Origin of the sequence: uncultured Roseovarius sp., assembly GCF_963972555.1 — a bacterium.
GTDB lineage: Bacteria > Pseudomonadota > Alphaproteobacteria > Rhodobacterales > Rhodobacteraceae > Roseovarius > Roseovarius mucosus.
In genome coordinates, this window is the sequence record NZ_CAXAUM010000002.1 from 25,816 (window position 1) to 49,837 (window position 24,022).

A 24,022-nucleotide genomic window follows, 5' to 3' on the forward strand; every position below is an offset into this window, starting at 1 on the left:
TATCTCCTCTTTCAGAGTGGTGTTCGCGCGCATTCAGTTGAACATGTCGGCCGTGATACCGGCATACCAACCCACGGATTCCTCGTATGTCGCCTTGCGGGTCGCGGCATCCTCGCCGGTCTGTGAGATGAACCCATCAACCTTGGCGATCTTTTCTGCCGTAGCCTCGTAGGTGGCCCCCACCTTGACGCCGTCGTCTGCGGCGATGAGCGACCAGCAGGTGTTGGTGAACTTCGCTGGAAAGACCTTGGAACCGGTCAGCGCGCCGCGGACCGCCATGGCGCAGACCTTGGCCTGCGAATTGGCGGCGAAACCTGACTTGGGCATATCACCCTGTTGCGCCGCATCGCCCAGAACATGCACGTCCGGGTCAGCCTTGGATGACATATCAGCCGCATTGACCGGCGCCCAGTTGCCATCAGTGACACCTGCCATGTCGGCGATACGCCCGGCTTTCTGCGCCGGGATCACGTTACAGACGTCGACCTTTTCGACCGATCCGTCGATGTCCACGGTCATTGCCTCGGGATCGACGCGCACATTGGTCGCGCCGAAATCCGGACCGACCCGCTCGATCATGCCGCTGTAATGGCGCTCCCAACCTTCTTCGAACAGAGCCTGTTTAGAGAAACTTTCCTTGGGGTCGACCAGCAGGATCTTGGCGGTCGGGTTGGTCTGCTTGAGGACATGCGCGACCATCGAAATCCGCTCATAGGGTCCCGGCGGACAACGAAATGGGTTAGGCGGGGCAACCATGGCGAACCGCCCGCCCTTGGGCATGGCCATGACCTGCGCCTTCAGAAGTTCGCTCTGCGATCCGGCCTTGTAGGCGTGGGGCATCTTGTTCTGCGCGGCGACCGACCAGCCAGGCACGGCCCCCTCGACAAAATCAATGCCGGGGCTGAGGATCAGTTTGTCATAGGGCAACACGGAACCACCTGCGAGGCTGACGGTCTTGGCGTCGCGGTCCACATCGACGGCCCAGTCGTGCACGACATTGATCCCGTACTTGGCCGCAAGCGTGCCATAGGTGTGTGATATATCCTCGAGATCGGTAAAGCCCGCGATGTAGAGGTTGGAAAAGTAGCAGGTAAAGTAGGTGCGCGACGGCTCGACCAGGGTGACGTCAATCGCACCCTGGCTGTCTTTGGCGATATAGCGGGCGGCGGTGGCGCCGCCTGATCCGCCGCCGATCACCACGACCCGGGGTTTGCCATGGCCATCGGCCAGAACGGCAGGCGCCGACAGGCTTGCAACCGTGGCTGCGCCCACGGCAATAAACTTGCGTCGGTTCAATGTCATGTTCAGTCCTCCCTGAATGGACCTCAGGTCAGTCGAGGTCCTTGAAATAGGCCGCCAATGCCGCGATCTCCTCGTTCGACAGGCGTCCGGCCATCATCTGCATCACCGGATGGGGGCGCAGTTTGTCTCTGTATGCATGCATGGCGACCACAAAATCCTCTTGGGGCCAGCGGGTAATGGACGGAATCCCATCGCTCGACCCATCGACCTGATGGCAGCTGACACATTCGCTAGAGAGGTATTCGCCATATTCGGGATCACCCTGAATGGCCAGGATGGCAGGGTCAACAGAATGATCCGTGCCGCGTGCGGTCGGCGCGGCTTCGGGGATATTCGCAGGGTCAGCGGAAAAGCTACGCAGATAGGCCATGAGATCCGCACGGTCTTGCGCATCCTTGATGCCCCGAAAACTCATCCGCGTTTTGGATACAAGGGCGCGGGGATTCTCGATATAGGCGTCAAGCGTGTCAAAACCCCAGATCAACCCATCAACCCCGGCCCGCTGCATCGAGGCGGAGTAGGCAAAGCCCTCATGCGATGCGGCGCGACGCCCGAAGAGGCCATTGAGATGGGGGCCGATACGGTCTTCGGCCCCCTTCCCGATTTCATGGCAACCTTTGCACTGTCCATACAACGCAGCGCCTGCCTCAGCATCACCAGCCAATTCGGCGCGCAGAGCGCCTGCCGCCAGTATCGCGGTCAGGGCAATCGGCAAGAGGCGGCGCGCTATCATGGCCTAAGTCTACTGACTAAAGCTCGAAAGATAAGCGGAAATTGCAGCGAGGTCCTCATCCTTTTTGAGGCCTGCAAAGCTCATCTTGGTACCTTTCATGAATCCACGCGGATTGGCGAGAAATGCGGTCAGCGTCTCGTCGGTCCAGACCAGGCCGTCCGTCGCCATGGTTTGAAGCGCGTCGGAATATTTGAACCCCTCGACCGCGCCCGCGGCACGCCCCATCACCCCATTGAGGACCGGCCCGACACGGTTTGTCGCCCCTTCCCCAACCTGATGGCAGGCGCTGCATTTCTTGAATACCTTTTCGCCAGCGGCGATCAGCGCCGGATCAATCGCTGCGACCTCTGCGGCCGGGGCCACCTCTGGTTCGGCAGCTGGCTCCGGCGCGGCCTCGGCCACTTGAACGGGATCGGCCGCGCTTGCCTCTTCCGCAGCGCCCCCTTCATCGGGTGTCACGTCGAGGACGGTCGCATGCATCGTGATCTCGACCTTTTCCTTGCAATTTTCCATGCAGGGCTCGCCATGCCAGATGGCATATTCCGTCACGGCGCGATCATCGACGATAAAGCCGCCCGCGTTGGGCAATTCCACATCCATGAAATTCTCATGGCTCAGCTCGAAATCGTCATCCACGAGATTGTTGGAATACAGGATATAGGCAACGATGGCATAGACCTCATCGGGTGTCAGGCTCTGCGCATTGCCGAACGGCATGGATCGGTTGACATAGTCAAACACGGTCGAAAGATGCGGCCAGTAGGACCCAACCGTCTTGAGCGGATCGTCCCGGTCGAGCGTGTCGGCCCCGCCCGCCAGTTTCGGCCAGTTTCCGATGCCTTCGGCGAAATCGCCATGACAGACCGCGCAATGTTCGCCAAAAACCTCGTCGCCAGTCCAGACATCGCCAGAGCCCTCGGGCAAGCCGCGTCCGTCGGGCATCACCTTTACGTCCCACGCCGCGATTTCCTCGGGCAGGGCAGGGCGCCCAAGGCCGTATTCCCCGGCCCAGATGGCAGTTGCCGTGGCGCTGAGGGCAAATCCCGTGACCAGCGTAAACTTAAGAAACTTCGACATTTTCTGCCTCCCCGTTGGGCCGCACCCACCATGTCTGAATACAGTTGTTGTGATAGACCGAGTTCAGGCCGCGCACCTCGCGCAGCTGCGCCTTGGTGGGTTGGATATATCCGGTCTCGTCCATAGCCCGGCTCTGAAGCAACATCTCTTCGCCATTCCAAGTGGTATCGAGGTAGAAACGGGTGAGCGCTTTGGCCTCTCCCGGTTTGGCAAGACGCGCGGTTTCCCATGTCTTGCCACCATCCTTGGACACGTCGACGCGGGTGATCGCGCCGTGACCGGACCATGCCAGACCTGTAATCACGAGCGGACCCATGCCATGTTTGATGGGCGACTGCGGACTGGGCGAGGTGATGACCGATTTGGCATCCATCACCCAGGTCCATTTACGGCTTGTGCCATCTTCCAGCGTGTCCGTGTATTTGCTGGTTTCTTCGCGGCTCTCGACGGCGGCATCGGTCACTTCGATGCGACGCAACCACTTGACCCACATGTTGCCTTCCCAACCAGGCACGACAAGGCGCACGGGATATCCATGCTCTTTGCGCAACGCCTCGCCATTGGCCTTGAACGCAACAAGGCAATCGCCAAGCGCCTTGGCCATGGGGATCGAGCGGCCATTGGAAGACGCATCGGCCCCCTCGACATAGACCCATTTATCCTTGAGATCGCCCGCTGCGTCCAATCCCGCCTCTTCGAGCAGGGTGCGCAGGGGGACACCGGTGTATTCCATGTTATGGATCATGCCATGGGTGAACTGCGCGCCGTTCAATTGTGCGCCGGCCCATTCCATGCCGGTGTTGGCGGCACATTCGCAGAAATAAACATGGTTCTCGCGCGGAAAACGCTCCAGGTCTTCGTAGGTAAAGACCAGCGGCGTATCGACGAGGCCGTTGATCATCAGGCGATAGTCCTCTTTCTTGAGGTCGATCGCGCCGGAATGGTGCCGCTCGAAGGCGCAGCCCTGCGGCGTGATGGTGCCATCGAGCGCGTGAATGGGCGTAAAGTTGATCGAGCTGATCGGATCCGCGGTGAGCCAAGGCACATTGCGCCGCACGACATCCGATTCATACTCGATCGGCAGACCATAGGGCGTTGCATCCACCCCGTCGCCCAGACCGTTCGCCCAAGGCTGCACCTCGGTGATCAGCGGATCGGGGGTTCCTGCGTGCGTGGCCCCAGCCGCAACGGCCCCGGCCGCCGCCGCCACGCCACCGCGCAGAAAGGCGCGCCGGGAGGTGGGTTTGCCTTTGAATGTCCCTAACATCTCAAATGCCTCCTTTCAGCAAGTCGTTACGCGCCAATTACCTGGACGCTGTTGTTGGGGGTGACACTGACCGTGCCGAGTTTGCGGATATGGCTCTCGACCACATCCCAGATTTCGGGGCCTTCAGTGTTTTCATTGACCGAGGCCCAACCAGCGACCACGTAGGATTTCGCGGGATCAATCCCTTCGCCTGTCTTGAGCAGGGTCATGTCGCTGATCCGGCTGCCCTGCGGCTGGTTAATGTCGATCCGATAGCCCATGCCGCCGATGCGGACCATATCGCCACCCTGTTGATAATAAGGGTCGGGGTTGAAGATGTTGTCGGCCACGTCCTCGAGAATGACCTTGATGAATTCACCGGTCATTTCAGAGCGATAGGCCTTGCCATAGGTCATCGAGGTGACGTTGAAGATATCCTCGCGGGTGATGTCCTGACCGGGGATCAGGCTTGGTCCCCAGCGGACGCCCGGGGACATGGCGATGTCGGCTTCGCGCTCGGACAAGAGCGCGTCGCAGATCAGATCGTCCCATGTACCGTTGAAGTTGCCACGACGATAAAGCAGGCTGTCTGTCTTGCCGATCACTTCGGTCAGCTGGTCGATATACGGTGCACGCTGCGCGTCAATCAGGGCAGCAACCTCTTTATCCGGCTCGATCACGTCGGAGAAGATCGGGATCAGCTTGTGCCGGAAGCCCATCATCCGCCCATCGCGCACATCGAGATCAACGCGGCTCACGAATTTACCGTTGGAGCCAGAGGCCACAATGATTGTCTCGCCCACCAGCACAGGCTCTGGCAGGGCGTCATGCGTATGCCCCGACAGGATCACGTCGATGCCGGTAACGCGCCCGGCCATCTTTTTATCTACGTCAAAGCCATTGTGGCTGAGGCAGACAACGAGCTCGGCCCCCTGCCCACGCACCTCGTCGACCATGGTCTGCATGTTTTCGTCACGGATGCCAAAGCTGTATTCCGGGAACATCCAGCCCGGATTGGCAATGGGCATATAGGGAAAGGCCTGACCGATAACGGCGATCTTGACCCCGCCACGTTCGAAGAACTTGTAGGGCGGGAATATATCGACCGGCTCGTCCCATTCGGCATCAAAGATGTTCTGTCCGAGCGCCGCAAAGGGGAGGCTCTCGACAATCTCCTGCACACGGGCGGACCCTAATGTGAATTCCCAGTGAAAGGTCATCGCGTCGGGTTTCAATGCGTTCATCACATTGACCATGTCCTGGCCAGCGGTGTGGTAGCAGGTGTAGGAGCCATGCCAGGTATCGCCGCCATCCAGCAGGATTGCATCGGGGCGATCTGCTCGAATGGCGTTGATGACCGTCGCCATCCGGTCGAGGCCGCCGACCTTGCCATAAGCTTGCGCAAGCGCGCTGAAATCGCCAGCCGACAGGGCGTAATGCGTGGGGCTGCCATCGTCGATGCCGTAGAGCTTACGGAAATCCGCGCCGGTAACATGCGGCACGGCCCCCTTGTTTTCGCCCACGCCGATATTGATCGACGGCTCGCGGAAATAGATCGGTTTGAGTTGAGCGTGGATGTCGGTGACGTGGATCAAGCTGACATTGCCAAAGGTGTCGAATTGCAAAAGTTGTTCCTGAGTCAACGCCTGCTGCGCCGCCAGTTTCGCCCAGTTACCAAAGGAAGATGCCCCAAGAATGGCAGAAGCAGCCATGCTCGTCTGAAGAAAATCACGCCGCGAGATCATGATGGACCTTTCCAACTCCCGCACCTATCACATGCGGATTTTTGAATGTTTTTGGATATGGAAAACCCCGCCGACACGCAGTCTGGCGGGGTGTCCCGATTAGTTTCTGACCGAGGGACCTTCGACCGACAGACCATTTCCGCGCGAGGCAACATAAAGCTCCAAGGCGATAAACTCGGGGCTGCCTTCGGCAAAGGTTTCCGCACGCGTATCGCGAATGCACCCTTTAAAACGGTTATGCGCCCCGTTCAGCTTGGTGTTTTTGAGGCGGTAGGTCGGGAAACCGTTGATCTGCCCTTGGCTTAGATGATCCGCACGGATCATGTTGCCGTAATTCTGTTCGTGGCAGTTGGCGCAGGACAGCTCAAGCTGACCATACCGGGTATAATAGATTTCCTTACCCATTTCCCAAGTGGCCTGAACAGGACCATCAATCGCAACGTTGATAGGCATGCCGCGCGATACCGAAGCCAACAGCGCGGTCATGTTGACCATGTCATCGCCGCCATATTTCCACTTTTCAGCACCCATCCGCTCTGTTCGGCAGGCGTTGACCTGCATTTCAAGCGTGCGCACTTCGCCGGCGGCCTCATTCCACTTGGGATAGACGGCCCGGACGCCCTTCATGCTCTCGGCCGCATCACCATGGCAGCTTGCGCAAGACTTGCCTTCGGCGCCCTCTGCGGTTTCCCATGCGGTCATTGCATTCTCGACAAATATCATGCCGGGATTGTCGAAATCATCGGCCTGCATCGAGCGCGTGTCATCGTTTCGGAAATGCCAGCCGGACAAAACTTCGTCCAACGCATCCGACAAATGTGCCGGCGCTGCGGTGCGCGTGATGATCTCGATCTCTTCGTTGACGACGAGCGTGTCATCCACAGGTCCGGCAAATGCCGCACCCGCCAAAAGCGCGGCTGCGCCAATCAGACCGGTAATGCGTCCTGTTCTTTTCATTCTCGTCCCTCCCTTGACGATTGACCCTTATTTCAGCGCGATCGGCTTGGTGTCTTTGTAGACCGAGCCGTCGTCATCGTACCAAGTGAACTTAAATTCACCTGCTTCGGGCACTGTGGCGGCAAATTCGATGTAAGGGTTGGTCGAGATCGCGGGTTCCATGGTCACGTCGACGATGCTCTGACCGTTGAATTCACAGGTGAACCGATTGATGATCGAGCGCGGGATGATGTTGCCTTCCTTATCCTTGCGCTGACCGGATTCCATCGGGTGGCTGATCAGGGTCTTGATCGTGACCGCTTCGCCTGCGGCTGCGGATTTCGGGACCTTGACGCGGGGTGTTACGTCTTGTGCCATTCTCGTTTCTCCTACCTAAGCCTCAGCCGCCGCAGCCGCCGATTGTAACCTTGACGTTGCTCGATGCCTTGGCGAAGGAGCCGTCGCTCATCTTGGCGATTGCCACCACGTCCTGCGTGCCTGCCAGGCGGATGCGGGTCGAGGCGGTTTGCGATGCTGCCAAGGCGCCGAATTTGAAGGTGGCAACACCGGGCGTCGGGTTGCCCATGGCCAGCACGAGGATTTCGACAGCACCAGGGGCCGCGACCTCGATTGGCACTGTGTTTCCGTTTTCGGCGATTTCGGGGGCGGTCAGTGTGATCCCGCTATCGGCCATGGCGGCACCGCCGGTGAATTCGGCGATACGGTCTTCGCCTGCGGCGGTGGCGCGCATGGGAAGGCCAAAGGCGACAAAGGCCCCTGCCCCCATGATCATCACATTGCGTCGTGTCAGTGTCATTTTGTCAAACTCCTGATCTTGGTCACGCTTTGGGCGCGCTCACTCTTTGAGGGTCGCCAGATAGGCGACCACATCTTCAACTTGCTGCGCGGTCAGCAGGGGGCCAAAGGTGCTGTCTGCCGCCTCTCCCGTGAACGCATTCCCCGGCCGCGTATACCCATCTGTCCGGTAAAAAGAGGGCATCAGTGAATCCGGGAACATCATCTTGGCATTGGCGACGATGCCACGCAGTTCAGCTTCGCTCCATCGAGAGCCCGCGCCATCCAGCATTGGACCGATCTCGCCATGAAACGGAACGTCGCTCAAGTCGGTAACTTGGTGGCAGGCCACGCAGTTACCAAGCGAGCGACTTCCGAGCACTTCGCGCCCGGCGACGGGGTCGCCTGCAACACCCGTCAGGGATTCTGCAATCGCGCCATCGGTAAATTTCACATTTGTCGGTGCGACTTCAGCCGCTGACGCGCTCATTGTCGCGCAGATCAGCGACACCGTGAGAATTGATCGTTTCATGCGTCCTCCCTAACACATTCAGATTTTTGTATATCATAGAACACAAATTCGCGATCACACAACAATAAATTCGTATTCTTGAATTTAATGTATTCTCACGCGCATGCTCACTGCGATTTTGCCGCTTCGCGTTCGGCGATGCGGCGTGCGTGATAGCGTTGGAAATCCTCTTCGGTATCAAGCAAGTACCGTTTCTCCTGCACCCAAGTGAGCAGGTCCAACGTGGTGCCGGGGCCAAAGGCACCGGGCATCATCGCCACCGCTGCCTGTGCGGCTGTCTGATCCTCTGCCACCTCTTCGGGCAGAAACAGAATCGACGGCGTAAAGAGCAGCCCCCATTTGCGCGCGGCCTGTTTCTCCGACAGTGATTCACCGTCGAAATCGACAACCTCCAAATCGCCGTGCAAATTGAGCTGCACGACAAAGAAATTATCACGGATGAAATCGGCAATTTCGGGACGGGGAAACACCTCTTCATGCATCTTGGTGCAATAGATGCACCCGCGCTGTTCGATGATCACCATCAGACGCTTGCCCTCGGCATTTGCATCAGCCAGATCCTCACGCAGGTCCTTGAAGGTGTCGCGCATCCAATCCGTCTTGTGCAGGCCGTCATCGCCCAGTTCCACTGCAGCGACTGGCAGCGCGAACAGAGCAGCAGCCAGCAGGGTCAACATTCTTGTCATAACGCTTCTCCTTGATCAGATGTTTTGAAAGGCTGGAAATGTCTCCAGCATCCATTGGGCGATGTAATTGACGCTGTCGGTGGCAATGAGCGCAGCAAAGACGATCAAGAGCAGCCCCATCGCTTTTTCGACCTTGGGTAGGTGGCGGCGGAATTTCGAGGCAAAGCGCAGGAACGGCCCGATAAAGAGTGAGGCCATCATGAAGGGCGTGGTCATAGCGAGGCCAAAAACCAAGAGGAGCACCAGCCCTTTCATCGCCGTAGCCTCGGTGCTGGCAGTAAAGACCACCGCCGTCAGCACGCCGCCCACACAGGGCGTCCAGCCGGCTGCAAACGCAAACCCCACCACATAGGCTCCGAGAACTGACATATTCCTGGTGTCACCGGCATCCATCTGGAACACTCGGTTGAGAAAGCCGATGCGCAGCACGCCCAGAAAATGCAGTCCGAGGATCAGGACAACAAATGCGGCAAACATGCGAAACTCTGTCTGAAATCCCCGGAACGCCTGGCTTAGGCCAAAAGCTGCGGCGCCTAGCAATACAAAGACCGTGATGATTCCCGCAGAAAACATGACAGACGCGGCAAAGGCGCGACGGCGCACACCCGGAGCAAGACGACCCTCCGCGCTGATCTCGGACATCGACGCCCCAGCCATGTAGCTGAGGTAAAAGGGCACGATTGGCAGCACGCAGGGCGAGAAAAAGACGATCAATCCCCCGACAAAGGCGCTAAGCAGTGAGACATCGAACATCGGGCATCCTCAGACGGGTTGATCCGCATACATATTCAAACTATCATATGTTTTATTCTATCCGTCAATCGGAAGACCGATGCGTATACTTGCCGCCTCCCTTGTCAGCTTTTTCGTGACATTCGGCCTAATAGCTCCGCCCATGGCGGCAGAATTGATCATGGTCGAGCGGCACGGCTGCCATTGGTGCGAGCAATGGAATGTCGAGATTGGCCCGGCGTATCCAAAGACCGCTGAGGGCGCGCGCGCGCCGTTGCGCCGGGTTCAGATTGGTGAACTGCCCGGCGACATATCCTTTGCCAGCCGTCCGGTGTTTACTCCAACCTTTGTTCTGGTCGAGGGTGGTGAGGAACTGGGGCGGATCGAAGGCTATGCGGGCGACGAGTTCTTCTGGTTTCTTCTGACACAGCTTTTGGATGCGCACCCCGATGCCACCAAGGCACCGTGATCCCGATGTTGCGCCGCTCGCCTCCTCCACAAATGGACGTGTCTGACGAGAGCGTCGATGCGATGCTTGATCTGGCGCATACGGCGGCAGAGTTCCTTAAGGCGATCAGCCATGAAGGGCGTTTGATGATCCTGTGTCATCTCGCAACCGGGGAAAAGAGCGTGACCGAGCTTGAGGATCTGCTCTCGGCGCGACAGGCGGCCGTGTCACAACAACTCTCACGCTTGCGCCTGGAAGGTCTGGTTACACCACGACGTGAAGGCAAAGCTATCTATTACCGTTTGACAGACCGCCGCGCGATACAGATGCTCGAAGTTGTCTACGATCTGTTTTGCAAGCAACCGTGATCCACGCATCGCGACCTTGCCAGCGTCAAACGGAGGAGCATCATGCCCGGCGGCATCCCTGAACCCATGATCATCCTGTTCTTTGGTTTTGTCGGCGGCATGGTCCTTGGGCTGGCGGCACGCGTGGGACGGTTCTGCACTCTGGGCGCGATCGAGGATCTTCTTTATCAGCAGAGCGATACGCGGCTGCGGATGTGGGGGCTGGCCATTGGGGTGGCCGGGATCACCGCTTTTGGGCTGGCCGGGCTCGACCTTTTCGATATTTCAGCCAATGCCTATTGGATCACGCCATGGTCACCGCTGGCCAGTGTTTCGGGCGGCCTGCTCTTTGGCTACGGCATGTCGCTTGCCGGAAATTGTGGATTTGGCGCGCTTGCCCGATTTGGCGGCGGCGATCTAAGAGCGTTCGTGATCGTTCTTGTGATGGGAATATCGGCCTATGTGATGATGTCGGGCCCCTTTGCGAGATTGCGTATCCTCGCGACAGAGGCAACAAGCCCCGCGTTCGAAAACCAGTCCTATGCGCAGGTTCTTGGAGCGCTCACCGGATTACCGATGGTCTGGGTGGGAGCGGCAATTTCAGCGCTGATCTGTTTTGCGGCGCTTGCCTCGCGCAACTTTCTGCGGAACCGCCGTGCGGTCTTTTGGGGGGCGATGGTTGGACTTGCGGTCACGTCTGGTTGGTTCGGCACTTCCTGGGTGGCCACGCATGGCTTTATTCCGCAGCCGGTGCAGACGCATACTTTCTCTGCGCCTCTCGGGGAAACCATTATCTTTTTGATGACGGCAAGCGGTGGCGGCCTCAGCTTTGGCGTGGCATCCGTTTTTGGTGTGTTGGCCGGTGCATTTTGCGGCAGCCTGATCAAAGGCCATTTCCGGTGGGAAGCCTGCGAGGATCCGCGGGAATTGCGGCGGCAGATGTTGGGCGCGGTCTGCATGGGCTTCGGCGCGGTGCTGGCCTTTGGTTGCACCGTCGGTCAGGGGATTTCCGCCTTTTCCGTTCTGTCTTTCAGCGCGCCTGTTACCTTTGCCGCAATCTTTGTAGGTGCGGCGATTGGATTGCGTCAGCTTATCACCGGCTTTGCCTGATCGTCCGCCGCTGCATCGGGGCTGAGGACCGTAAAGGCGTCGTATTGCGCATGAAATATCTGGCCTGTGAGATCGCTCAGGAAATGCGCGCGGCACAGCCGGTCCATCACTGGCTCTTTGACCTCTGACAGATGCAGGCGGATGCCCATCTCCTTGAGCCGTTTATTGATCTGTTCCAGTGTTTCGACCGCGCTCAGGTCAATTTCATTGATGGCGGAACACATGAGAACCGCATCGCTCACCGGCCCCCGGAATGCACGCGCGCAAAAACGTGATCCTCGACAAAACGGGTATTGGCAAAATAGAGGCTTTGATCGGGGTGAAAGGTCACGACCGCTGGATTGATCAGGACCAGATGGCGCAGGATATTGCGGAAATGCTGGGTGCCGGGAACAAGGCCCACTTCGGCAATATGAGGCCGGAAACTACGATAGAGGTGCAGACCGATAGAGAGGATCACACCGACAGAAACTCCGGTTTCAACTCCGAAACCGAGCCTCAGCAGAATGGCGCCAGCCACGGCGGCAAACCAGCAAGAAGCGCATAGGCCAAAGATTGCGGAATCAGCATGATCGTCAGGATCACCGCTGCCAAAGCGTCATCGGTCAGCATGTGCCGCGAATAATGGCGGCCCCAGTACAGAATGGGCAGGAAGCGACCGACTTGGCTAGGGTTCATTTCGGCCTCTCCCTGCTTGTCTGGGCGTTTGTTCAGAGCCGGTTGACCGGCAATTTCAACATCGGATTGCCGTCGCTGTCACGGGGTACTTCGCCCGCCCGCATGTTGACCTGCAAGGAGGGCAAGATCAGCCGCGGCATGGCAAGCTGCGCGTCACGCTCTGTGCGGAACTTCACAAATTCCTCGCGAGTTTTGCCGCCGCCGACATGGATATTATGCGCTTTCTCCGCCCTCACGCTGGTCTCCCACTGAATGTCGCGGCCATTGGGGCCATAATCGTGGCACATGAAGAGACGCATATCGTCAGGCAGGGATAGCACCTTCTGGATGCTGTCATAGAGTTCGCCGGCATCACCGCCGGGAAAATCCGCGCGCGCCGAACCGCCATCCGGCATGAAGAGCGTATCGCCGACAAAGGCCGCATCGCCCATCACATGCACCATGCAGGCGGGCGTATGTCCGGGCGTGTGCATGGCAAAGCAGGTCATTTGCCCGACCTTGTAGGTGTCGCCATCCTTGAACAGCGCATCGAACTGGCTACCGTCACGCTGAAATTCAGTGCCTTCGTTGAAAATCTTGCCAAAGGTTTCCTGCACGACAAGGATTTTCTCACCAATCCCGATTTTGCCGCCCAGCTTCTGCTGAATATAGGGTGCCGCCGAGAGATGGTCGGCGTGGACATGAGTCTCGATGATCCAATCGAGGCTAAGGCCGTGATCCTCAATATAGGCGATCATAGCATCAGCATGATCATAGGTGATCCGCCCCGCCGCCATGTCGATATCCATTACGCTGTCAACCACAGCACAGGCGGAGGAGCCGGGGTCCTTGACCACGTAGCTGATGGTATTCGTGGCCTCGTCAAAGAACGCCTTGACTTCGGGCGTCACGCCCATGTTCACAGGATAGTCCATCATGCCGTGACCCTTCTGTCTGCCTGTTTCGTCTGGATCATCTTGGCCACCCAAAGCCCGGCCAAGAGTGCTGCGACAAAGGCCAAAACCTCGTATCTGCCAGAGCCAAGGGCCGGGACCGCCGCGCCGGGGCAAAATCCGGCGATGCCCCAACCTAGGCCAAAGACCGCCGATCCCCCGATCAGGCGAGCGTCGATCACTGTGTTGGTCGGCAGCTTGAATTCCGCCTCGACAATCGGGCCGGGGCGTTTGAGAACAAGGCGATAGCCGATAAACGTGGTCAGCAGCGCACCGCCCATGACAAAAATCAGGCTCGGATCCCATGTCCCGGCAATATCAAAGAAATTGAGTACTTTGGCTGGGTTGATCATGCCAGAGATGGCAATCCCCACGCCAAAGACAAGGCCGACAAGCAGGGCAGAAAGAATGCGCATGGCTCAGACTCCGATCACGTGACGAATGACATAAACTGTGAAAATAGCCACCACCATAAAGGTCAGCGTGGCCACAAAGGACCGGGGCGAGAGCCGCGCAAGCCCGCAAACCCCGTGCCCCGAGGTACAGCCAGACCCAAAAGTCACGCCGATCCCCACGATGAACCCGCCGATCACGATCATTGGCAGGCTGATCGGCACCTCGACCTCTGGCATTTGTCCGGTCAGCGCCAGAACCACAAGCGGTCCGGCAATCATGCCCACGACCATCGCCGCACGCCAGCTCTTGTCGCCCGGCACACCGCCTGTAATCAACCCTGACAAAATGCCGGTGGCCCCCATGATCCGACCTTGGAGAAACATCAGCAACACGGCTGACAAGCCGATCAGCACACCGCCCGCGAATGACATAAGCGGGGTAAATTCAGTTTCGGCTCCGGTCATTCTTCTTCCTCTCTCGCCATGGCAAAACCTCGTCAGGCGCACCCAACGATTATATCTTCATTTCTGAATATATGAAGGGAACCCGTGCTTTCATAGCCCCAGGAGGGCCTGTCACGAAAATCTTATCACGCAGAAAAACCAAGAAAGATTGTCAAATGCTAGGCGAGTTCAGCCCTTGTCTCGCGCCTTGTCAAGCGTGCCTCGCGCAATCGCAACGACCGCAATCAGCGTCAAGGTCCAGAAGAACCATGTGATTGGCCCCCGCAACAGCACATCGGGCGATCCGCCAGACATCAGCATGGATTTACGGAAATTATCCTCGAGCAGGGGCCCCAGAATGAAGGCGATCAGGAAGGGGGCGGCGGGAATATGATAGCGGGACATGACGAACCCCACCCAACCCATCACGAACATAACGCCAACGTCAAAGATGTTGTTGTTGACCGCAAAGACGCCGTAGATGCACAGCACGAGGACAATCGGCATCAGGATACGCTTCGGGATGTCAGCCACGGGCTTGAAACCGCGAATTGCCAAGCCCCCCACGATCAAGAGCAAGCCAGAGGAAAAGATGAGGCCGATGAAGAGGCCGTATATGATATCGACGTTCATCACGAACATCATCGGTCCCGGTTGTAATCCATGCACCATAAAGGCCCCGATGATGATGGCGGTGATCACATCGCCGGGCACGCCCAAGGCCAAAAGCGGGATCAGAGTGGCACCCGCCACGCCGTTATTGCCCGCCTCCGAGGCGGCGACGCCCTCGATCTCACCCTTGCCGAAATTGGCCTTGTTGGGGGATTTGCGGCGGGCCTCGGAGTAGCTCAGAAAGGCCGCGGGGGCCGCGCCGATACCAGGGATCGCGCCCAGAAAGACACCGATGAAACTGCCACGCACGATGGAACGGAAGCAGCGCTTATATTCGGCGAACGTGACCCATTTACCGCCCAGGGCCTGCACCTTGCCGATATGACCGGTGGGATTCCAAACCATGTTTATGACCTCGGGGATGGCAAAGAGTCCGATCAGAACGGCGATGAAATTCAGACCTCCCATCAGGTTGGGATCGCCAAAGGTGAAGCGATTGGTGCCATAGACAAGATCAAGGCCAATGGTTGCCAAGAGCAGCCCCAAAAGCGCCGCGAGAGCGCCGCGCAGGAGGCTTTCGCCCGACACGCCCGCGATGATCGTGAGCGAGAACAGAATAAGCGCAAAAAATTCCGGCGGCCCAAAGCTGAGCGCGAAAGAGGCAAGCCAGCCCGCGAAAAGGATCAGCGCGAGATTCGAGATCAGATCCGCCGTGCAAGACGCCCAGAGCGCCATGCCCAGCGCGCGCCCCGCCTCGCCACGCGCCGCCATAGGATGCCCGTCTAAGACTGTGGCCGACGAGGCGGGCGTGCCCGGTGTCTTGATCAAGATGGCCGGGATCGAGCCGCCAAATATGCCGCCCTTGTAGACCCCCAAAAGCAAGAGGATTCCGTTGATCGGCTGCATAGGAAAGGTAAAGGGCAGTGTCAGAGCCACCGCCATTGTCGCCGAAATCCCGGGAATTGCCCCACCGATCACACCGATCACGATACCTATCGCCAAGGACACAATCGCCTCGACGTTTCCAACCAGCGCAAGACCGGCCATGATGCTGTCAATCACGCTCATGGCAGCCTCACAAATTCACCCTGCGGAATGGCGACGCCCGCAACATGAGCAAAGAAGGCATAGAGCAGCAGGGGAACAGTCACGGCACAGATCAACGCGGTCTTGGGATGACGCGTCTTGACCAGAAAAGCGAGCGACGCAAAGGCCAGCATCGTGGTCCAGACCATGCCGATGCGGGGCAAGAGCCAGAAGGTGACGGTCATCAATACCGCCATGCCTGCCAGCCGGATCAATCCCGCCCGCGGGTCTTGGATCGGGTCATTGACAGGCGCGTCATCCGCATTCGCCTTGCGGTTCGCAAACAACATTCCGAGTCCGACCAACCCCGTCAAACCGGCGATTGCATAGGGCCAGAAGCGGGGCGACAACACGATGTTCCGGATATTGCTTGGGGCAGAGATCCAATAGGGAATTGCATATAGGATCAAAAAAACACAGGCCACACAGGCGCCGATGCCCAGTTGCACCTGAATTGCGCGTTTGTTCACCCTGATCCTCCCCGATCAGATTGCAGGCCTTGAGCGGCCGGGCATCGCGGTGCCCGACCGACGTTCGCGAGTGCCTTCAGCCTTCGATGCGCATGCCGAGTTTATCGACCAGCGCGCGGAAGGTTTCATATTGCGTCTGAATGAAGGCATTGGCCTCCTCGGGGCTCATGACATTGATGACCGACCCAAGTGCGCTCATCTGTGCAATGAATTTTTCGTCTCCCGCAGCCGCAGCCATCCATTCACCCCATTTTGCGGCTACATCGTCAGGCAGATCATCCGGCCCGGCGATCCCGGTCCAGCCGACCAATTGCGTCAGATCAGGTTTGCCCAGGTCGACGGCGGTCGGCGCATCAAAGCCCGGCACAGGTTCGGCGGTGGTTACGAGGATCGGCTTCAACTGACCATTGGCCACGAAATTGGCAAGTGCTGATGTGTTGGTGCAGATGAACGTCACGGTTCCGTTGAGAACGGCGGTTGCCGCCTCGCCACCGCCGCCTTGCGGGATATGGATCGCCTTGTCGAGCGGGTTCTCGACGCCGAACTCATCCAGCACCATTACCGCCGCGAGATGCAGCATCGAGCCGACACCGGAGGAACTGAAGCTGGTGCCTTCGGATTCTGTCAGTGCGACCAAATCCTCGATCGTCTCAATACCGGAATCTGGGCGCACCGCGCAGGCAACGGGGTTGATCTCATAAACCGTGACAAAGCGGAAATCGTCAAGCGTATAGGGCAGCGTCGCCTTCATCGCCGGGTTGACGGTATGCGAGCCGACACGCGCGAAGAGCATAGTATAACCGTCCGCCTTGGCATTTTGCACCGCGACCGATCCTGTGGCGCCCCCTGCCCCGGTGATGTTCGACATGACCAAAGGCTTGCCGACCACGGTGCCCAGCGGCTCTGCGATTGTGCGGGCCGAAATATCGGTCGCGCCGCCTGCGCCATAGGGAATGACCATGTTGATGGGGCGTTCGGGATATTCGGCCAATGCGGCAGTCGCCGTAAGGCCAAGCCCCATGGCGCAAACCGCGCCCAACTGTCTCAGCTTCATGTTTTCCTCCTCCTCTGTGGTATCGGCGGCTGGCCTGTTCGCGGATTGCAACGCCGTCGTCTTTAGGTGTAACTTTAAGACAGACTTAATATAAGCAATATTCCGTTACAGGATGCATTAATTAAACTTACGAAAGAGACGGGGCATGTCAATCCGGCGCTTGCGCACCCTGATTGCGGTGGATGATCACAAGACCTTTAGCGCCGCCGCCGAGGCAGTATTTGTCACCCATGCCGCCGTAAGCCAACAGATGCGCAGCCTGGAGGACGAATGGGGCGTTGTGCTCTTTGACCGTTCACGCAGGTCTCCAGAGCTGACGCCGACAGGACGCGCCTTGGTCGCGCGGGCGCGCGACATCGTTCGCGCCTACGACGCCATCGTGCCATCGGTCCTGGGGGACGAGGGGTTTCGTGGCGAGATCTCTCTCGGGGCGGTGCCGATGACACTGACGGGGCTGACACCTCTGTCGGTTCGACTACTCAAGGAAAGCTATCCAGACCTGCATGTGCGTATCGTGCCGGGAATGACCACCGCGCTGATTGCCGAGGTCGAGCGGGGCGCGCTTGATGCGGCGGTGCTGTCACGCCAAGGGCCATTGCCCCCCGAAATCGACCATGCCGACATCGCACAAGAACCTATGGAACTGCTCGCCCCACAAGAGACAGAGGGCGACGATGTGCGCGAACTTTTGGTCCGACATCCCTTCATCCGGTTCAGCCGCGATGCTGTTGTCGGGGGGCTGATCGACGGTTGGCTGCGCGAGCACGGGATTCCCGTGTCGGTCACGATGGAACTTCAGGGGCTAGAGGCGATTTCGAGCATGGTGCTTGCGGGGCTAGGTGTGTCCATCGTGCCTGCGCGATGTGTGCGGGGTGTACAGCCGCTTCCGTTGCGCCGTGTGCCGCTGCCTGATGGCGCACCCGTGCGGCAATTGACGCTGGCCTATCGGCGAGACAACCCACGCATCCGCATCATCCAGGAAATCCACAAGGCCCTGATGGGTGCCGTCGAGATCGGCGTTTTCACCCCATCCACGGGCGGGCCGGCGGGATGAGCGCCGAGGTCATACCCTATGTCATTGCCGGAGCGATGGCGGGCGGATTCATCAACGGGCTGGCCGGGTTTGGCACGGCGCTGTTCGCCCTTGGCTTCTTTCTCGTCGTGCTGCCGCCCTTTCAGGCGGTAGCAATGCTAGTCGTGCTCTCGGTCATCACCGGGCTGCAAGGCCTTTGGATTGTGCGCGCCGCAATCAGGCAGAACACGCGGCGGCTGGCGCGGTTTTTGCTGCCCGGATTAGCGGGGATTCCCATTGGGGTGATGATCCTCAGCGTGATTGAAGCCAGCACGCTCAAGATCGTGGTGGCGTCAATGCTGTTGCTTTACGGTGGCTATTTCACCCTGCGCGCACGCCTGCCACGGTTCGAGCGCGCGACGCCGTTCTGGGATATGCTGGTCGGGTTCCTGGGGGGTATTCTGGGCGGTGCCGCCTCGCTCTCTGGCGCGTTGCCGATGATGTGGTGCACGCTGCGTCCCTGGCCCAAGCAGGAAACACGCGCGGTCTTGCAACCGTTCAATGTGGTGGTTCTGGCGGTCACGACGATGCTGCTCGCGCTCAAGGGGGCCTATACCCATGAAACCTTGATCTATCTCGCGATGGCCATTCCAGCCGCGCTCTTGGCGGCGCAAATCGGGATTACGGTGTTCAAACGCCTGAGCGATATGGCCTTTCGCCGATTGCTGATCTTGATGACCTTTGTTTCAGGACTGGTTTTGATGCTACGCGCAGTGCTCTAGCCGATGACTTCGTCCGAACGGTCATCCGTCTCGCCGTAGCGTTTGAGCGTCGCGGGGCGGGTGCCTTCATATACCCGCGCCAGATTCTCGGCAATCTTGGCGTTCTCGCGCTCGAACAGGCAATTGCCCTCAAGGTCAGATGCCACGATGAACGGCCCCATCTTGTTGCAGCGAATGACCCACATCGCCTGCGCCAGACCCAGTTCCTCTTGCCAATGCACGGCCTCGACCTTTTCGATACCACGCCCCAACAATGCACCAGTGCCGTAACCTACGGTCGAGAGATAAATCGCACCATTGGGCACGAAATAGGATTTGTAATCCTTCGACGACATACCGCCCTTGCCGATGATAAGCTTTGCACCGGTCTTGGCCATCCATTCCGGCAGCCATTTGGCAAAGCGGAACGAGGCGGTGGCCGTGACGGCCCCCATGTTGAACGACCCATCGGGGCGAATGGCAGCGGCGGGTGAGCAATGGAAATTCGCAGCGCTCTGACTGGGCAACTCCAGCGGGATGTTCGCCTTTTCCTCTAGCGCGCGCATATAGACACCTTCGCGCGCCGTATAGAGCAATCCGTCGAGATAGACGATGTCGCCAAGACGCAATTCAGAGAGCGCCCCTGGCGTCGGCGTGGTGCTCAGGCGGATTTCGCGGGGTTTCGTCATTCTGCCGCCTCCTGTGCGCCGCCCTGCCAGTCGACGGTTTCGCGGCGCTGATAGGGGGTGAACCAATCGGGATCGGTGCGGTATGCGACGCGCCCATCAGGATAGAGGCGCGCCACCGCCCGGCGGGACGACAGGCAAAAGGCATGCACCGACATCTGCATACCCCCGGTATGGCAATAGCCCACCTCGATATTGCAGTTGATCACCATGTTCTTGCCGACAAATCCCATAGCGCCCATGCCGATGGAATTGCCCAGTTCCTTGAACTCGCGCTCCAATGCGGCGATCTTCGGGTCCGGGTTCTCACTGCCCACGACGCGCAAGCAGGCCGCGCGCTTGCCCAGCACCATGCAGGTATCCTTGGACCCACCCAGCCCGATGCCGATGATTGCCGGCTGACAGGCCAACCCGCGTTTGCCAAAGGCCACGAGGCTATCGAGGTAAAAGCGCTTGATCCCCTCGATGCCGTCAGAGGGAAACAGCATCCTGTAATCGGTGCCAAAGAGGCCGCCCTTGTGGACGGTGATGAGGTCGATCCAATCGCCCTCCGGCTCGAACCCGTATTCGATTTCGGGTGCGCCGATGCCCACGTTGTTGTTGTGATCCGTCCGCCAGAGCGGATGCACGCGGTTGGGGCGCAGGGGCACGTCATAGGTGGCCTTGGCGGTGGCGCGGCGCAGCGCGGATTCAAGCGCGACCGGCCCGCCTTCGATCCGGGCCTCGTTGCCCATTTTCACATACCAGCGCGGACAGCCCGTATCGCCACACATCGCGCGGCGGTCCTCTTTGGCGGCCTTGTAATTCTCCAGCATGGCTTGCAGGACGAAGGACGAGAGATCGCCATCCTCGGTTTCGGCCGCGGCCTGAAGGCCAGTCAGGTAATCCTCGGGGATTTCGATGGCCGCCTTGTCCATCAGGCGCTCGGCGGTTTTCTGAATAAGGTCGATCGAGATCATTGCGCGGCCACCAGTGTTTCGGGCTCATTCTCGGGCAGGATTGTCTCGCCGGGGCGAATGATGGTGAATTGCACCGGGTCGCGGCGCACGGTCAGATCGCCGCCCGTCTGCGTGATCACGGTAAAATAGGACGCATCGAGATCGCCCTCGTCGGGGAAATCCTCGCGATAATGTGCGCCGCGTGAGTTTTCGCGCGCAAGGCCCGCAAGCGTAATCGCCTTGGATACGTCGCAGAGTGAACGCAGGTTGAGCCAGTCGTGCCAAGTGAGGTTGAAGGCGAGATTATCGCCTGCGACGCCGACATCCATCAGCGCATCGGAAATCTCGGCCACGCGGGTCAAACCACGCTCCATGCCCGTACCGGTGCGCATGACGCCGACATCGTCCCACATCGCCTCTTGCAGGGCGGCGCGCAGGGGATGGACCGGCGCGGGTTGCCGCGTGAGGGGATGCAGGGCGCGGTCAATCTCGGCCTGCAACACCTCGGGGCAGGGATCGCGCAGCGCCCCCATAGTGCGAATATCAGCGCCCATCACGTCGCCCGCAACACCACCATAGACGGTGGAATTAGCCACACCATTACCGCCCAAACGGTTCGAGCCATGCGCGCCGCCGGCATCCTCGCCCGCCACATAGAGCCCTTCCATAGCGGTGCGGGTGTCGGGATCAACCACCACACCGCCCATGAAATAATGCGCGGTCGGCACCACCTCGACCAACCCGCCCGCCAGATCGAAGCCGCTATCGGCGCAGCGTTTGACCATGCCGGGGAACTTGGCGCGCACATTCTCGGGGCCAAGATGCGCCATGGAGATAAAGACGCCCCCATTCGCAGACGTATTGTTCTTGCGCATCTCGGCATAGATGGCGCGGCTGACCACGTCGCGCGTCGCACGCTCGCCCTTGGGGTCATAGTCGAACATGAAGCGGTTTTCCGCGCCGTTGAGAAGCTGACCCCCCGCGCCGCGCAGCCCCTCTTCCAGCACCGTTCCGGTCATGCGCGTATGGTCCCCCGCCAAGAGGCCGGTGGGATGGAACTGCACCATCTCCATGTCGCGCAGCTCCAGCCCCGCCCGCAGCGCCATGGCAAGACCATCCATCGTCTTGTCACCCGAGGGGGTGTTGTACTTGTACATGGTCGGCCCGCCACCGGTGGCCATCAGCACCGTCTTTGCCCGAACCAGACGAAAACCGCCTGTGCGCATGTCGATAAAGAGCACGCCCGCGAGCGCGCTACCGTCGCGCGTGGGGATGAGGCCAATCGCGCGGTGTTCCTGCAACTTCTCGACCGGCCGCGCCAGAACCTGCTCCATCAAACGGCTGATGATTTCTATCCCGGTCAGGTCGCCCTTGTGGACCGTGCGGTCGGCGGTCTGCCCGGCAAACGCCTTTTGATGCAGCGTGCCATCGGCGTTGCGGTCGAAGAAGCACCCGATTTCATTCTCTAGCTCATGGATACGCACCACCGCCTGTTCACAGAGTTTCCACGCCATATCCTGATTGGGCAACCATTTGCCGCCCTTTATGGTGTCCATGAAATGCCGCTCGACGCTATCGCCCCCGCCCAGCGCCACGTTATAGCCACCCTGCACCATGCGCGTGCAGCCGCATTTCCCGATGAGGCCCTTGACGGCAATGGTAATCCGCGTGCCAGCCGGTGCGGATTGCTGCGCATGAAGCGCTGCGAAAAGACCTGCGCCACCGGTGCCGATAATCAGGATGTCGGTATCATGCCGGTCGATATGGGTCATCAGATCGCCCTCAGGAAAAACGTGCCGGACAGGAAGAGCGCTACGCCGACCGCCCCAGCCGCCAATGTCTTTTGACGGTCGGACCATGGCAGGAATTCGAGCGCCATCAGACGCAGGCCACCGAACATATGGACGGCGAGCAGAAACACGAGGCCGAACTCAGCAATCTTTACCAAAGGGTTTTCGGCGAAGGCGAGAAATCCATCAAGCCGGGCAGGCGCGGAAATCGCCTGTGACAGAAGCCAGAAATGCGCAGGAAGAAACAACGCAAGCGCCAGGCCAGAGACACGGTGTAGCACAAAGGCAAACCAGAGTGGGTGCGAACGGGCCGGCTGTTTCATGGCAGCGTCACCGCGAAAACAGCGCTGAGGCCAAGGGCGAGAAGCGCACCAAAGATGCCCCATGTCAGCACGACAAGAGCGACGCCGCGCAAGCGAAGCCACTCATGCGCGATCACCCGCAGTCCGATGGCGGCATGGACAGACACTGCCACCACAAAGGTGCCGTAGAAGAAAAACCAAAGTAGACTACCTTGGGTGCGGCCAAGAATTTCCGCCGTGCTGAGCCCGCCCTGAATGGCGTAGATCATCACCGCGATATGCCCTAGCACCAAGGGACCCATCACCAGCGCGCTAAGGCGCTGTGCCATGTAGAGCCGCAGATCAAGCATCGCGTTTCCACCGAAGGGCCGCCTTGACCGTTTCGCGCTTCAGGCCCGCAATCGCGCGCATCGGATTCAATCCGTTTGGGCAATATTGCGCGCAACTGCCCATCGAGTGACAATTGTGACAGCCCCCCTTGCCGGAAACTGCCGCCAGAATACCGGCCAGGTCGGCATCGCGGCTGTCGTTGAGCAGGGTCCAAGCGCGCTGCAAGGCAGCAGGGCCAAGGTAATCAGGATTGCCCGCCACCGTATCGCAGGCAGCATAGCAGATGCCGCAATTGATACATTCGATGCCAAGATTGGCCTCATCCCGGTTGGGGTCGTCCGGCTTGATCGGGTCAAACTCTTCCAGGCGACCGCGCGTCGGGTGGTGCCGCCCTTCGGCGGCGACCCATTTGTCAAAGAACGGGTCCATGTCGGTTGCCAGATCCTTGATCACCGGCAGGTTGCGCAAGGGCGCGATGTCCAGCTGTCCGCTCTCGGCAACTCGGCTGACATGGGTGCGGCAGGTCCAGCGCGGCACGCCGTTGACCATCATGGCGCAAGAGCCGCACATGCCCACGCGGCAGGCAAAGCGATAGCTGAGCGTCGGATCCACCTCTTGCTGAATCCAGCTAACCACATCAAGCACCGTCTGATTTTCCCGCGCGGGAACGTCGAACCGCTGTTTGCGGGGATCTTGTGCCGTGCCGCGCTGAACGGTGACGTGCAACATCTCGGACGATCGGGTCACGGAATCCTCTGGCTTATCTTTGCGGTTGTCGCCCTATTTATAATTATGAGTTTTGCTAACAAAAAGGAATAAAAACTAATGTTTTTTGTAAGACAT

29 protein-coding genes and 1 pseudogene are annotated in these 24,022 nt (G+C 59.2%); 5 read left to right on the forward strand and 25 right to left on the reverse strand.

Features of this window, described 5'->3' with window-relative positions; all coding sequences use genetic code 11:
- Nucleotides 1-33: 33 nt before the first annotated feature.
- The 11 genes from AACZ65_RS01875 to AACZ65_RS01925 form a co-directional block, all read right to left on the reverse strand.
- Entirely contained in the window at nt 34-1,302 is a 1,269-nt protein-coding gene (locus AACZ65_RS01875; protein ID WP_339667651.1) for an NAD(P)/FAD-dependent oxidoreductase, read from the reverse strand.
- Nucleotides 1,303-1,330: 28 nt separating this feature from the next.
- Complete coding sequence (locus tag AACZ65_RS01880; protein ID WP_339667652.1) at nt 1,331-2,035, reverse strand: c-type cytochrome; 705 nt, start codon at nt 2,033-2,035, stop codon at nt 1,331-1,333.
- A 9-nt stretch (nt 2,036-2,044) separates the two neighbouring features.
- Entirely contained in the window at nt 2,045-3,112 is a 1,068-nt protein-coding gene (locus tag AACZ65_RS01885; protein WP_339667653.1) for a c-type cytochrome, read from the reverse strand.
- Nucleotides 3,096-4,379: a sulfite dehydrogenase gene (gene soxC, locus AACZ65_RS01890; RefSeq protein ID WP_339667654.1), complete on the reverse strand. Its 1,284-nt coding sequence runs from the start codon at nt 4,377-4,379 to the stop codon at nt 3,096-3,098. Before soxC ends, AACZ65_RS01885 begins: the two co-directional genes overlap by 17 nt.
- Nucleotides 4,380-4,405: 26 nt before the next feature.
- Complete coding sequence (gene soxB / locus AACZ65_RS01895; protein WP_339667655.1) at nt 4,406-6,103, reverse strand: thiosulfohydrolase SoxB; 1,698 nt, start codon at nt 6,101-6,103, stop codon at nt 4,406-4,408.
- A 99-nt stretch (nt 6,104-6,202) separates the two neighbouring features.
- Nucleotides 6,203-7,060 (reverse strand): sulfur oxidation c-type cytochrome SoxA, encoded by an 858-nt coding sequence (gene soxA, locus AACZ65_RS01900; RefSeq protein WP_339667656.1) that lies wholly within the window; start codon nt 7,058-7,060, stop codon nt 6,203-6,205.
- Between the two features lie 27 nt (nt 7,061-7,087).
- The gene (soxZ, locus tag AACZ65_RS01905) at nt 7,088-7,417 is read right to left on the reverse strand and encodes a thiosulfate oxidation carrier complex protein SoxZ (protein ID WP_339667657.1); all 330 of its coding nucleotides are present in this window, start codon (nt 7,415-7,417) and stop codon (nt 7,088-7,090) included.
- Between the two features lie 22 nt (nt 7,418-7,439).
- The gene (soxY, locus tag AACZ65_RS01910; RefSeq protein WP_297543961.1) at nt 7,440-7,856 is read right to left on the reverse strand and encodes a thiosulfate oxidation carrier protein SoxY; all 417 of its coding nucleotides are present in this window, start codon (nt 7,854-7,856) and stop codon (nt 7,440-7,442) included.
- Nucleotides 7,857-7,895: 39 nt separating this feature from the next.
- Nucleotides 7,896-8,366 (reverse strand): sulfur oxidation c-type cytochrome SoxX, encoded by a 471-nt coding sequence (gene soxX / locus AACZ65_RS01915; protein ID WP_339667658.1) that lies wholly within the window; start codon nt 8,364-8,366, stop codon nt 7,896-7,898.
- Between the two features lie 107 nt (nt 8,367-8,473).
- Complete coding sequence (locus AACZ65_RS01920) at nt 8,474-9,052, reverse strand: thioredoxin family protein (RefSeq protein ID WP_339667659.1); 579 nt, start codon at nt 9,050-9,052, stop codon at nt 8,474-8,476.
- Nucleotides 9,053-9,067: 15 nt separating this feature from the next.
- Nucleotides 9,068-9,805 (reverse strand): cytochrome c biogenesis protein CcdA, encoded by a 738-nt coding sequence (locus AACZ65_RS01925; RefSeq protein ID WP_339667660.1) that lies wholly within the window; start codon nt 9,803-9,805, stop codon nt 9,068-9,070.
- Between the two features lie 79 nt (nt 9,806-9,884).
- Between AACZ65_RS01925 and AACZ65_RS01930 the strand changes: the two genes are divergently transcribed.
- From AACZ65_RS01930 to AACZ65_RS01940, 3 genes are read left to right on the forward strand one after another with little or no spacing between them, the layout of a single operon-like run.
- Nucleotides 9,885-10,253: a hypothetical protein gene (locus tag AACZ65_RS01930; protein WP_339667661.1), complete on the forward strand. Its 369-nt coding sequence runs from the start codon at nt 9,885-9,887 to the stop codon at nt 10,251-10,253.
- Nucleotides 10,254-10,285: 32 nt separating this feature from the next.
- On the forward strand, nt 10,286-10,600 hold the full coding sequence (locus AACZ65_RS01935; protein WP_339667662.1) for a metalloregulator ArsR/SmtB family transcription factor: 315 nt from the start codon (nt 10,286-10,288) through the stop codon (nt 10,598-10,600).
- A gap of 42 nt (nt 10,601-10,642) precedes the next feature.
- Entirely contained in the window at nt 10,643-11,689 is a 1,047-nt protein-coding gene (locus AACZ65_RS01940; RefSeq protein WP_339667663.1) for a YeeE/YedE family protein, read from the forward strand.
- Here the strand turns inward: AACZ65_RS01940 and AACZ65_RS01945 are convergent.
- From AACZ65_RS01945 to AACZ65_RS01980, 8 genes and pseudogenes are all read right to left on the reverse strand, one after another.
- Nucleotides 11,665-12,218, reverse strand: a pseudogene (locus AACZ65_RS01945) (sodium-independent anion transporter); the annotation flags it as partial. The gene AACZ65_RS01940 and the pseudogene AACZ65_RS01945 overlap by 25 nt on opposite strands.
- A complete protein-coding gene (locus tag AACZ65_RS01950) occupies nt 12,188-12,367 on the reverse strand; it encodes a SulP family inorganic anion transporter (protein ID WP_339667664.1) in 180 nt (59 codons plus the stop codon). The gene AACZ65_RS01950 and the pseudogene AACZ65_RS01945, both read right to left, overlap by 31 nt.
- 32 nt (nt 12,368-12,399) lie before the next feature.
- Nucleotides 12,400-13,284, reverse strand: coding sequence for an MBL fold metallo-hydrolase (locus AACZ65_RS01955; RefSeq protein ID WP_339667665.1), 885 nt, complete (start codon nt 13,282-13,284; stop codon nt 12,400-12,402).
- The gene (locus tag AACZ65_RS01960) at nt 13,281-13,715 is read right to left on the reverse strand and encodes a DUF6691 family protein (RefSeq protein ID WP_037276243.1); all 435 of its coding nucleotides are present in this window, start codon (nt 13,713-13,715) and stop codon (nt 13,281-13,283) included. Before AACZ65_RS01960 ends, AACZ65_RS01955 begins: the two co-directional genes overlap by 4 nt.
- 3 nt (nt 13,716-13,718) lie before the next feature.
- The gene (locus AACZ65_RS01965; RefSeq protein WP_339667666.1) at nt 13,719-14,159 is read right to left on the reverse strand and encodes a YeeE/YedE family protein; all 441 of its coding nucleotides are present in this window, start codon (nt 14,157-14,159) and stop codon (nt 13,719-13,721) included.
- 168 nt (nt 14,160-14,327) lie between these two features.
- Nucleotides 14,328-15,818: a tripartite tricarboxylate transporter permease gene (locus AACZ65_RS01970; RefSeq protein WP_339667667.1), complete on the reverse strand. Its 1,491-nt coding sequence runs from the start codon at nt 15,816-15,818 to the stop codon at nt 14,328-14,330.
- A complete protein-coding gene (locus tag AACZ65_RS01975; RefSeq protein ID WP_339667668.1) occupies nt 15,815-16,306 on the reverse strand; it encodes a tripartite tricarboxylate transporter TctB family protein in 492 nt (163 codons plus the stop codon). Before AACZ65_RS01975 ends, AACZ65_RS01970 begins: the two co-directional genes overlap by 4 nt.
- Before the next feature lie 76 nt (nt 16,307-16,382).
- Complete coding sequence (locus tag AACZ65_RS01980) at nt 16,383-17,360, reverse strand: tripartite tricarboxylate transporter substrate binding protein (protein WP_339667669.1); 978 nt, start codon at nt 17,358-17,360, stop codon at nt 16,383-16,385.
- Between the two features lie 145 nt (nt 17,361-17,505).
- On the opposite strand from AACZ65_RS01980, the gene AACZ65_RS01985 reads away from it, so the two are divergent.
- Both AACZ65_RS01985 and AACZ65_RS01990 read left to right on the forward strand, forming a co-directional pair.
- Nucleotides 17,506-18,414 (forward strand): LysR family transcriptional regulator, encoded by a 909-nt coding sequence (locus tag AACZ65_RS01985; protein ID WP_339667670.1) that lies wholly within the window; start codon nt 17,506-17,508, stop codon nt 18,412-18,414.
- Nucleotides 18,411-19,154, forward strand: coding sequence for a sulfite exporter TauE/SafE family protein (locus AACZ65_RS01990; RefSeq protein WP_339667671.1), 744 nt, complete (start codon nt 18,411-18,413; stop codon nt 19,152-19,154). Before AACZ65_RS01985 ends, AACZ65_RS01990 begins: the two co-directional genes overlap by 4 nt.
- On the opposite strand, the gene AACZ65_RS01995 is transcribed toward AACZ65_RS01990, so the two are convergent.
- Genes AACZ65_RS01995 through AACZ65_RS02020 form a run of 6 tightly spaced genes read right to left on the reverse strand, consistent with a single transcriptional unit; the run spans nt 19,151 to nt 23,908 of the window.
- Entirely contained in the window at nt 19,151-19,822 is a 672-nt protein-coding gene (locus AACZ65_RS01995) for a fumarate hydratase C-terminal domain-containing protein (protein ID WP_339667672.1), read from the reverse strand. The genes AACZ65_RS01990 and AACZ65_RS01995 overlap by 4 nt on opposite strands.
- Nucleotides 19,819-20,778, reverse strand: a complete 960-nt coding sequence (locus tag AACZ65_RS02000; RefSeq protein ID WP_339667673.1) for a fumarate hydratase — start codon at nt 20,776-20,778, stop codon at nt 19,819-19,821. Before AACZ65_RS02000 ends, AACZ65_RS01995 begins: the two co-directional genes overlap by 4 nt.
- The gene (locus AACZ65_RS02005; RefSeq protein ID WP_339667674.1) at nt 20,775-22,529 is read right to left on the reverse strand and encodes an FAD-binding protein; all 1,755 of its coding nucleotides are present in this window, start codon (nt 22,527-22,529) and stop codon (nt 20,775-20,777) included. The genes AACZ65_RS02000 and AACZ65_RS02005 overlap by 4 nt, the downstream gene beginning before the upstream one ends.
- Nucleotides 22,529-22,870 (reverse strand): succinate dehydrogenase, cytochrome b556 subunit, encoded by a 342-nt coding sequence (sdhC, locus tag AACZ65_RS02010; RefSeq protein WP_339667675.1) that lies wholly within the window; start codon nt 22,868-22,870, stop codon nt 22,529-22,531. The genes AACZ65_RS02005 and sdhC overlap by 1 nt, the downstream gene beginning before the upstream one ends.
- A complete protein-coding gene (locus tag AACZ65_RS02015) occupies nt 22,867-23,199 on the reverse strand; it encodes a succinate dehydrogenase (protein WP_339667676.1) in 333 nt (110 codons plus the stop codon). The genes sdhC and AACZ65_RS02015 overlap by 4 nt, the downstream gene beginning before the upstream one ends.
- Nucleotides 23,192-23,908, reverse strand: coding sequence for a 2Fe-2S iron-sulfur cluster-binding protein (locus AACZ65_RS02020; protein WP_339668006.1), 717 nt, complete (start codon nt 23,906-23,908; stop codon nt 23,192-23,194). Before AACZ65_RS02020 ends, AACZ65_RS02015 begins: the two co-directional genes overlap by 8 nt.
- Nucleotides 23,909-24,022 lie beyond the last annotated feature (114 nt).

Coding starts and splice junctions, on each gene's coding strand:
- soxY (WP_297543961.1), bottom strand. CDS start 7,856: ATGACACTGACACGACGCAATGTGATGATCATGGGGGCAGGGGCCTTT.
- AACZ65_RS01960 (WP_037276243.1), bottom strand. CDS start 13,715: ATGCGCATTCTTTCTGCCCTGCTTGTCGGCCTTGTCTTTGGCGTGGGG.
- AACZ65_RS01875 (WP_339667651.1), bottom strand. CDS start 1,302: ATGACATTGAACCGACGCAAGTTTATTGCCGTGGGCGCAGCCACGGTT.
- soxX (WP_339667658.1), bottom strand. CDS start 8,366: ATGAAACGATCAATTCTCACGGTGTCGCTGATCTGCGCGACAATGAGC.
- AACZ65_RS01880 (WP_339667652.1), bottom strand. CDS start 2,035: ATGATAGCGCGCCGCCTCTTGCCGATTGCCCTGACCGCGATACTGGCG.
- AACZ65_RS01990 (WP_339667671.1), top strand. CDS start 18,411: ATGAGCGCCGAGGTCATACCCTATGTCATTGCCGGAGCGATGGCGGGC.
- soxC (WP_339667654.1), bottom strand. CDS start 4,379: ATGTTAGGGACATTCAAAGGCAAACCCACCTCCCGGCGCGCCTTTCTG.
- AACZ65_RS01940 (WP_339667663.1), top strand. CDS start 10,643: ATGCCCGGCGGCATCCCTGAACCCATGATCATCCTGTTCTTTGGTTTT.
- AACZ65_RS01930 (WP_339667661.1), top strand. CDS start 9,885: ATGCGTATACTTGCCGCCTCCCTTGTCAGCTTTTTCGTGACATTCGGC.
- AACZ65_RS01965 (WP_339667666.1), bottom strand. CDS start 14,159: ATGACCGGAGCCGAAACTGAATTTACCCCGCTTATGTCATTCGCGGGC.
- AACZ65_RS02015 (WP_339667676.1), bottom strand. CDS start 23,199: ATGCTTGATCTGCGGCTCTACATGGCACAGCGCCTTAGCGCGCTGGTG.
- AACZ65_RS01980 (WP_339667669.1), bottom strand. CDS start 17,360: ATGAAGCTGAGACAGTTGGGCGCGGTTTGCGCCATGGGGCTTGGCCTT.
- soxB (WP_339667655.1), bottom strand. CDS start 6,103: ATGATCTCGCGGCGTGATTTTCTTCAGACGAGCATGGCTGCTTCTGCC.
- AACZ65_RS01920 (WP_339667659.1), bottom strand. CDS start 9,052: ATGACAAGAATGTTGACCCTGCTGGCTGCTGCTCTGTTCGCGCTGCCA.
- AACZ65_RS01955 (WP_339667665.1), bottom strand. CDS start 13,284: ATGATGGACTATCCTGTGAACATGGGCGTGACGCCCGAAGTCAAGGCG.
- AACZ65_RS01970 (WP_339667667.1), bottom strand. CDS start 15,818: ATGAGCGTGATTGACAGCATCATGGCCGGTCTTGCGCTGGTTGGAAAC.
- AACZ65_RS02000 (WP_339667673.1), bottom strand. CDS start 20,778: ATGATCTCGATCGACCTTATTCAGAAAACCGCCGAGCGCCTGATGGAC.
- AACZ65_RS01935 (WP_339667662.1), top strand. CDS start 10,286: ATGGACGTGTCTGACGAGAGCGTCGATGCGATGCTTGATCTGGCGCAT.
- AACZ65_RS02005 (WP_339667674.1), bottom strand. CDS start 22,529: ATGACCCATATCGACCGGCATGATACCGACATCCTGATTATCGGCACC.
- AACZ65_RS01985 (WP_339667670.1), top strand. CDS start 17,506: ATGTCAATCCGGCGCTTGCGCACCCTGATTGCGGTGGATGATCACAAG.
- AACZ65_RS01950 (WP_339667664.1), bottom strand. CDS start 12,367: ATGAACCCTAGCCAAGTCGGTCGCTTCCTGCCCATTCTGTACTGGGGC.
- AACZ65_RS01995 (WP_339667672.1), bottom strand. CDS start 19,822: ATGACGAAACCCCGCGAAATCCGCCTGAGCACCACGCCGACGCCAGGG.
- sdhC (WP_339667675.1), bottom strand. CDS start 22,870: ATGAAACAGCCGGCCCGTTCGCACCCACTCTGGTTTGCCTTTGTGCTA.
- AACZ65_RS01885 (WP_339667653.1), bottom strand. CDS start 3,112: ATGTCGAAGTTTCTTAAGTTTACGCTGGTCACGGGATTTGCCCTCAGC.
- soxA (WP_339667656.1), bottom strand. CDS start 7,060: ATGAAAAGAACAGGACGCATTACCGGTCTGATTGGCGCAGCCGCGCTT.
- AACZ65_RS01925 (WP_339667660.1), bottom strand. CDS start 9,805: ATGTTCGATGTCTCACTGCTTAGCGCCTTTGTCGGGGGATTGATCGTC.
- soxZ (WP_339667657.1), bottom strand. CDS start 7,417: ATGGCACAAGACGTAACACCCCGCGTCAAGGTCCCGAAATCCGCAGCC.
- AACZ65_RS02020 (WP_339668006.1), bottom strand. CDS start 23,908: ATGTTGCACGTCACCGTTCAGCGCGGCACGGCACAAGATCCCCGCAAA.